Origin of the sequence: Burkholderia sp. HAN2018 (genome assembly GCF_024704855.1) — a bacterium.
In the GTDB taxonomy this organism is placed as follows: Bacteria; Pseudomonadota; Gammaproteobacteria; order Burkholderiales; family Burkholderiaceae; genus Burkholderia; species Burkholderia cepacia.
The window spans coordinates 1-6873 of sequence record NZ_QOBB01000310.1 but is presented as its reverse complement, the minus strand read 5'-3'; the positions used below and the strand labels follow the sequence as shown (position 1 = coordinate 6873).

The following is a 6873-nucleotide window of genomic DNA, read 5'->3' as shown; positions in this document are numbered from 1 at the left end:
GTCGGCGAGCCGGCAGGCGCGGGCGAGCCGCGCGGCCGCGGCCGGCCGAAGCTCGGCGTCGTGTCGCGCGAGGTCACGCTGCTGCCGCGTCACTGGGAATGGCTTGCCGCGCAGCCGGGTGGCGCGTCCGTCGCATTGCGCAAGCTCGTCGAGGACGCACGGCGCACACATGCGGCGGCCGATCGTCTGCGCGACGCGCAGGCGCGCGCCTACCACTTCATGTCGGCGATGGCGGGCGACCTGCCCGGTTTCGAGGAGGCCGCGCGCGCGCTGTATGCGAACGACCTGGCGCGGCTCGCCGGGCTGATCGCCGGCTGGCCGGACGACGTGCGCGACCATGCGCTCGCGCTGGCGCGCGGCGATCTGCCGCCGTCCACCGACGACTGCTGAAAGGAGCTTCCGACGCAATGACCGTATTCGACCTGAACCGTGGCGCGATCGCGCCGGTGGCCGACGAGGCCGATCTCGTCGACCTGCGCGTGACCGGCGCTATCCCGCACGATCTCGACGGCACGTTGCTGCGCAACGGCCCGAATCCGCCGGGCGGCCGCTTCGAAGGGAACGACATGCTGTCGTGGTGGCCGGAAGCCGCGATGCTGCACGCGATCGCGTTCGAAGGCGGCCGCGCGACCGGCTACCGCAACCGCTGGGCACGCACGCAGCGCTGGGCCGCAGTGCATGCACCCGGGCAGGCGCCGCATCTTCCCGACACCAATCCGAACGTGAACGTGCTGCAGCATGCGGGCGAATTGCTCGCGCTGGCCGAGGGCGGCGCGCCGCTCGCGATCACGGCCGCGCTCGATTCGCTCGGCGCGACGGCGCGGCACGCGGGCCTTGGCGGCGGGATGACCGCGCATCCGAAGGTCGATCCGGTAACGGGCGAGCTGATTGCCTTTCGCGCGGACTGGCGTGCGCCGTGGCTGCGCTACGGCGTGGCCGACGCGCAGGGCGTGCAGCGCGTCGAGATCGAAATCGACCTGAACGCGCCGTCGATGATGCACGACCTCGCGATCACCGAAACCCGCAGCCTGCTGCTCGACCTGAACGTCGGCTACGACTTCTCACTGCTGAAGCAGGGCCACCGGATGCCGCTGCGCTGGCACGACGACCGGCCCGCGCGCATAGGCGTGATCCCGCGCCACGGCGGCGCGGTGCGCTGGTTCGGCATCGAGCCGTGCTTCATCCAGCACGTCGTGAACGCGTACGACTGCGACGCGTCGTGCATCGTGCTCGATGCGGTGCGTTATCCGTGGTTCCTGCGGCTCGACGCGCGCACGGGCCGCTTCGCCGACAACCCGGTCGGCGAGCTGTGGCGCTACGTGATCGATACGGCGAACGGGCTGATCGACGAAGGGCCGCTCGCCGACGGCGGCATCGAGATGCCGCGCATCAACGAAAGCCGCACGGGGCGCCGCTACCGCTACCTGTATGCGGTGGAACAGCCGAACAATGCGGAAATGCGCGGCGTGATGCGCTTCGACCACGCGAGCGGCACGACGACGCGCTATGCGGTGCCGGCCGGCGACCAGAACAGCGAGCCGGTGTTCGTGCCGCGCCCGGGCGGCGTCGACGAGGACGACGGCTGGCTGCTGGTGATGGTCTACCGCGCGGCGACCGATACCAGCGACGTCGTGATCCTCGATGCGCGCGCGATCGACGCGGGGCCGGTCGCGACCGTGCACCTGCCGCGCCGCGTGCCGGCCGGGTTCCACGGCGCGTGGGTGCCGCGCGAGCGTTGAGCGTGAGCGGCGGCGCGCGTCACTGCGCGCGCAGCGCGTCGACGATCTTCAGCCGCGCGGCGCGCATCGCCGGCAGGAACCCGCCGACGAGCCCCATCACGAGCGAGAACAGCAGCGTCTTCACGACGATCGCGGGCGTCAGCACGAAGCGGAACGACAGGTCCGCGAAGGTCTGGAAGTTGGTCGTCGAGAACGACGCGAACTGCATCAGCGACGCGCACGCGAGCCCCGCGACGCCGCCGACGAAGCCGAGCAGCAGCGCTTCCAGCAGGAACGCGGCGAGCACGTTCGTGCGCTTGAAGCCGAGCGCGCGCAGCGTGCCGATCTCGGCGACGCGGTTCGCGACCGATGCGTACATCGTGATCATCGCGCCGATCATCGCGGCGATCGAGAAGATCGTCGACAGCGTGATGCCGAGGATGTTGATGAACTTCGACAGCGCCTTCGACTGGTCGCCGTAGAAGGTCTGCTCGCGTTTCGCCTCGTCGGTCAGCCGCGGGTCGACGTCGATGTCGGCCTTGAAGCGCGCGAAGCCGTCGGCGCTCGGGATGCGCAGCACCATCGACGAATAGCTGGTGCGCCGGAACGACTGCATCAACTGGTCGACGTCGCCCCAGATCTCCGAATCGAAGCCGCTGCCGCCCGCGTCGAAGATGCCGACGATGGTCCAGTCGCGCTGCGCGAAATGCAGGCTGTCGCCGAGCTGCGTGCCGCTGAAGCCTTTCGCGATCGCGCTGCCGACGATGATTTCCGACGAGCCGGGCGCGAACATGCGGCCGGCGGCGAGCGTCACGTGCGGGCGCAGCGCGAGGCCGGCCGGCGACACGCCGCGGATCACGACGTTCGACGGCTTGCCGGTCGACGTCTTCACCAGCGAGATCAGCACGACCGCTTCCTTCGACACGAGCGGCCGGCCGTCGGGGCCGGGCGCGACGGCCGGGTGCATCTCGAGCGCATTGGCCTGCTGATGGTCGATCGAGCTCTGGATCTCGGTTTCGGCGCCCTTGCGGATCACCACCGCGTTGTCGGGTTCGCCGGTCGAGACGAGCGTCTTCGTGAGCCCCGCGTCGAGCATCTGCACCGTCGCGAACACGAAGATCACGAGCGCCATCCCGCCGGCGGTCAGCGCGGTGGTGAGCCGCCGGGTCCACAGGTTGCGCGCGATGTAGTTGAGCGGGATGGCCATGCGTGTCGTTATCCGATCGCCCGCAGGCCTTCGACCACACGCACGCGCGCCGCCTGCCACGCCGGCACGATCGCGGCCGCGAAGCCGACCGCGACCGAGCACGCGGCCTGCAGCGCGACCGTCCCGGTCGACACCTTGAACACCGGGAAGATGCCGCCCGCCGCCTGCTTGAACAGGCTCGCGGCGGGCGGTGTCGCGAGGATCCCGAGCCCGCCGCCGGCCACCGCGATCACGACCGATTCGCCGAACACGATCAGCGCGAGGAACCCGGGGCCGAAGCCGAGCGCCTTCAGCGTCGCGTATTCGGCCGTGCGTTCGCGCGCGCTCATCGCCATCGCGTTCGCCATCACGGCCATGATGATCAGGATCACCACGTACGACACCAGGCGGATCGCCGCGATGATCTGGTTCGACATCGCGACGAAGCCGAGCTGGAACGCCTGCTCGGTTTCGGTCAGCGTCTCGGCGAGCGAGTTCCTGAACACGGCGTCGACGTTGCGTGCGATCGCCGCGCCGTCGTCGGGGTTCGCGACGCCGAGCACGAATACGCCGACCTGGTCGGCCTGCTTCGGCGTGCGCTGCCGCACCGTCTCGTTCAGGTATTCCCAGTGAAACACCAGCTGGCGCGTGATCGTCGAGTCGTCGCGGCCGTCGAGAATCCCACGCACGACGAAGTCCCACGTACCCGGATAGATCGTGCCCTTCAGCGGGATCACGTCGCCGACCTTGAAGCCGAACTGATCCGCGAGCTGGCGCCCGACCAGGCAGCCGCGCCGGTCGCGGTTGTAGTCGGCGCGCTGCTGCCCGGGCACGATGAATTCCGGGTACAGGTCGAGGTAGTTGTCCGATACCGCGAAGCTCGCGAAGAAGTTCTTCGGGTCGCGGTAGATGCCGCCGAACCAGTTCGAGCGGACCACGGCCGTCACGCCTTCGACGCCGCGGATCCGGTTCTCGTAGCTCACGGGCAGCGGAAACACGAGCGAGATCGCGTTGCGCGTGACGAGCCGCCCGCTGGACGCGGCGGCCGCGCCCGCGTACCACGCGTCGACCACCGTATGCAGCAGCCCGAACGCGAGCACCGCGATGGTGAGCCCGAGCACGGTCAGCAGCGTGCGCAGCCGGTGCCGCAGCGCGTTGCGCGCGATCAGCTTCAGCACGTACATCGCGCGCGCTCCCGCAGCCGGTCAGCCGGCGTGCCCATCGATCAGCTCCCCTTTTTCCAGATGCACGAGCGAGCGCGCGGCGCCGGCCGCGTGCGCGTCGTGGGTCACCATGATGATCGTCTTGCCGAGTTCGGCGTTCATCCGCTGCAGCATCGCGAGCACGTCGGTGGCCGACGCGCGGTCGAGGTCGCCGGTCGGCTCGTCGGCGACGATCAGCACGGGGTCGGTGATCAGCGCGCGCGCGATCGCGACGCGCTGCTGCTGGCCGCCCGACAGCTCGGACGGGTAGTGGCTCGTGCGGTCGCCGAGGTTCACCATGTCGAGCACGAGCTCGACGCGCTCGCGCCGCTCGCGACGCGACAGGTGCGTGAGCATCAGCGGCAGCTCGACGTTCTCGAACGCGGTGAGCACCGGCATCAGGTTGTAGAACTGGAAGATGAAGCCGACGTTCGCCGCGCGCCATTCGGCCAGTTGCGCCTCCGCGAGCAGCGAGATGTCGAGCCCGCCCACGCGCAGCTCGCCGCTGTCGGGCCGGTCGATGCCGGCCACGAGGTTCAGCAGCGTGCTCTTGCCGGAGCCGGACGGCCCCATCAGCGCGACGAAGTCGCCTTCGCCGATGTCGAGCGTGATGTCGGTCAGCACGGGCACGATCTGGTTGCCGCGCCGGTACGACTTCGCGACGTGGCTGAGCTCGACGAGGGGCGGCGGGGCGTCGTTCACGCGTGCGCTACTTCTTCGCGACGGTCACTTTCGCGCCGTCCTTCAGCTTCGTGCCCGGCGCGAGCACGACCGTGTCGCCGGGCTTCACGCCGCGGATCGCGACGAGCTCGCCGATCCGCATGCCGGCGGTCACGGCCGTTGCATGCACGACGTCGTCCTTCACGACGAACACGACCGGCCGGCCGTCGCGCTCGACCACCGCGCTCGCCTGCACGGCCGTCACCGGCTGCCGGTCCTGCGCCGACACCGGCTTCGACAGGAATGCGATCTTCGCGCTCATGTCGGGCAGCACGCGCTCGTCGCGGTCGACGAAGCGCACCTTCACGAGCACGGTGGCCTTCGAGCGGTCGACGGTCGGCACGATGCGCGACACGCGGCCCGCGAAGCGCATGTCGGGCAGCGCGTCGAGCTGGATCTCGCACGGCTGCTCGGCGCGGATCTTCGCGATGTTCGATTCGGCGACGTCGGCCTCGACCTCGAGCGTGTCCATGTCGGCGATCGTCACGACCGCGCCCTTGCTGTCCGACGCGGACGAGAACGGCGTGATGTTGTCGCCGACGTTCGCGTGTTTTGCGAGCACGATGCCGTCGAACGGCGCGCGGATCACCGTCTGGTCGACCGCGACCTGCGCGGCCTGCGCGTTGGCCTCGGCGGACGCGATCGCGGCCTGGTCGCTGCTGAGCGATGCGCGCGCCTTGTTCACGCGGGCCGTGTCGATGTCGAGCTGCGCGGCCGGCACGGCGCCCTTCGGCGCGAGCGCCGCGGTGCGGCGGAACGCGATTTCGGCGTCCTTCAGCTCGGCCTGCTGCACGCCGAGGTTCGCGCGGGCGACCTTCACCTGGGCGAGCGCCTGCGAAAGCGACGCCTCGACGTCGCGGCTTTCGAGCCGCGCGATGATTTCGTCCTTCTTCACGCGCGTGCCTTCCAGCACGCCGAGCCATTCGACGCGCCCCTGGCCCTTCGACGCGACCGCGGCTTTGCGCTGCGGCACGACGTAGCCGGTCGCATTGAGCTGCGTGTCGTTCTGGTACGGGTAGGCGGACGTGACGGTGGTGGTATCGACGGCCGGCCGGCCGGTCAGCGCGAGGCCGGCGGCGATCGCGACGACGACGATCGCGGCGGCGGCCGCATAGCGGGGCCACCGGCGCGGGCGGGGCGCCGATGCGAGCGGACGCCGGTCGATCTTCAGTTTGTCCAGATTGTGATCGGGCAATTTGAGCGCCTCGAGACGGCGGCGGCCCCGTATGGGCATCGGGGCCGGCCGCGATCCGGTTTCCGGGGAAAGGGACGGATGGACGCCAGTATAAGCGTCGCCCCGACGGCGTGCGAGCGGGTTGCGGCGCCGCTGCGACGGCCGGCGGATCGGTTACGGACAGGGAAATACGGGTACGCCTCCGGGGAAACCCGAAGGGTGCAAGCAACGTGTCAACTCGCCGCGAATGCGGTGCGTTATGGAACCAGTGCGTCAGGTTTTGTCGCGACGGAACGGCGGAAGCCGGCCTCGCGGCCTGGGGCTCCGATGCGAATGCCTCGCATCTTTACTTACCGGTACGTTTGATTTTTTCTCCGCTAAAGGAAGAACAATGAAGAAGACGCTCGCTTCGATCATCGCTGCAGCATTCGCGCTCGCATCGGTTTCGGCATTCGCACAGGAAGCAGCATCGGCACCGGCAGGCGACACGTCGGCTGCTGCACCCGCCAAGAAGGATCACAGCAAGCCGAAGCACCAGCTGAAGCACCACGGTTCGAAGAAGGGCCAGGCGAAGGCTGCAGCCGCATCGGCCGCCGGCACGAACGACGCAGGCACGCAGAACTGAGCGGCTTGCCGCCACGGCCGGCGTTGCCGGTCATCGGTCGGCCAACCCCGCATGCTCCGGCATGCGGGGTTTTGTTTTTTCAGGCGCCCGGTTCGCCCGGTTCGTCGAGCCGGACGGACGGCGGCGCGCGCATCGCGTCGACCACCGTGCGCATGCGCCGCCAGTGCGAGCCTTCCCAGAACACGCGCCGGCACACGTCGCACGCGGCGAAGCGCCGGTGCCGCTGCCGGACGCCGGCCGGCACGCGC

8 protein-coding genes are annotated in these 6873 nt (G+C 69.8%); 3 read left to right on the top strand and 5 right to left on the bottom strand.

All coding sequences use genetic code 11. From position 1 onward, the window contains the following. Positions 1 to 390, top strand: a 390-nt coding sequence (locus DPV74_RS37660; RefSeq protein ID WP_119339030.1) for a DUF2239 family protein, incomplete at its 5' end; no start/stop codon positions are given. Between the two features lie 17 nt (positions 391 to 407). Beyond that, the gene (locus DPV74_RS37655) at positions 408 to 1739 is read left to right on the top strand and encodes a carotenoid oxygenase family protein (protein ID WP_119339029.1); all 1332 of its coding nucleotides are present in this window, start codon (positions 408 to 410) and stop codon (positions 1737 to 1739) included. Positions 1740 to 1758: 19 nt separating this feature from the next. Here the strand turns inward: DPV74_RS37655 and DPV74_RS37650 are convergent, their stop codons facing one another. From DPV74_RS37650 to DPV74_RS37635, 4 genes are read right to left on the bottom strand one after another with little or no spacing between them, the layout of a single operon-like run. Then, positions 1759 to 2925 carry an ABC transporter permease gene (locus DPV74_RS37650; RefSeq protein WP_060062363.1) on the bottom strand — a complete coding sequence of 389 codons (1167 nt, stop codon included), beginning with the start codon at positions 2923 to 2925 and terminating at the stop codon, positions 1759 to 1761. Between the two features lie 8 nt (positions 2926 to 2933). Beyond that, a complete protein-coding gene (locus DPV74_RS37645; RefSeq protein ID WP_027788610.1) occupies positions 2934 to 4088 on the bottom strand; it encodes an ABC transporter permease in 1155 nt (384 codons plus the stop codon). 21 nt (positions 4089 to 4109) lie between these two features. After that, positions 4110 to 4808, bottom strand: a complete 699-nt coding sequence (locus DPV74_RS37640; RefSeq protein WP_027788609.1) for an ABC transporter ATP-binding protein — start codon at positions 4806 to 4808, stop codon at positions 4110 to 4112. 7 nt (positions 4809 to 4815) lie between these two features. After that, entirely contained in the window at positions 4816 to 6021 is a 1206-nt protein-coding gene (locus tag DPV74_RS37635; protein WP_027788608.1) for an efflux RND transporter periplasmic adaptor subunit, read from the bottom strand. Positions 6022 to 6391: 370 nt separating this feature from the next. Between DPV74_RS37635 and DPV74_RS37630 the strand changes: the two genes are divergently transcribed. Beyond that, on the top strand, positions 6392 to 6625 hold the full coding sequence (locus tag DPV74_RS37630; RefSeq protein ID WP_027788607.1) for a hypothetical protein: 234 nt from the start codon (positions 6392 to 6394) through the stop codon (positions 6623 to 6625). A gap of 79 nt (positions 6626 to 6704) precedes the next feature. Here DPV74_RS37630 and DPV74_RS37625 read toward each other — a convergent pair. After that, positions 6705 to 6873, bottom strand: a 169-nt coding sequence (locus DPV74_RS37625; RefSeq protein ID WP_240440092.1) for a Mut7-C RNAse domain-containing protein, incomplete at its 5' end; no start/stop codon positions are given.

Coding starts and splice junctions, on each gene's coding strand:
- DPV74_RS37655 (WP_119339029.1), top strand. CDS start 408: ATGACCGTATTCGACCTGAACCGTGGCGCGATCGCGCCGGTGGCCGAC.
- DPV74_RS37650 (WP_060062363.1), bottom strand. CDS start 2,925: ATGGCCATCCCGCTCAACTACATCGCGCGCAACCTGTGGACCCGGCGG.
- DPV74_RS37645 (WP_027788610.1), bottom strand. CDS start 4,088: ATGTACGTGCTGAAGCTGATCGCGCGCAACGCGCTGCGGCACCGGCTG.
- DPV74_RS37630 (WP_027788607.1), top strand. CDS start 6,392: ATGAAGAAGACGCTCGCTTCGATCATCGCTGCAGCATTCGCGCTCGCA.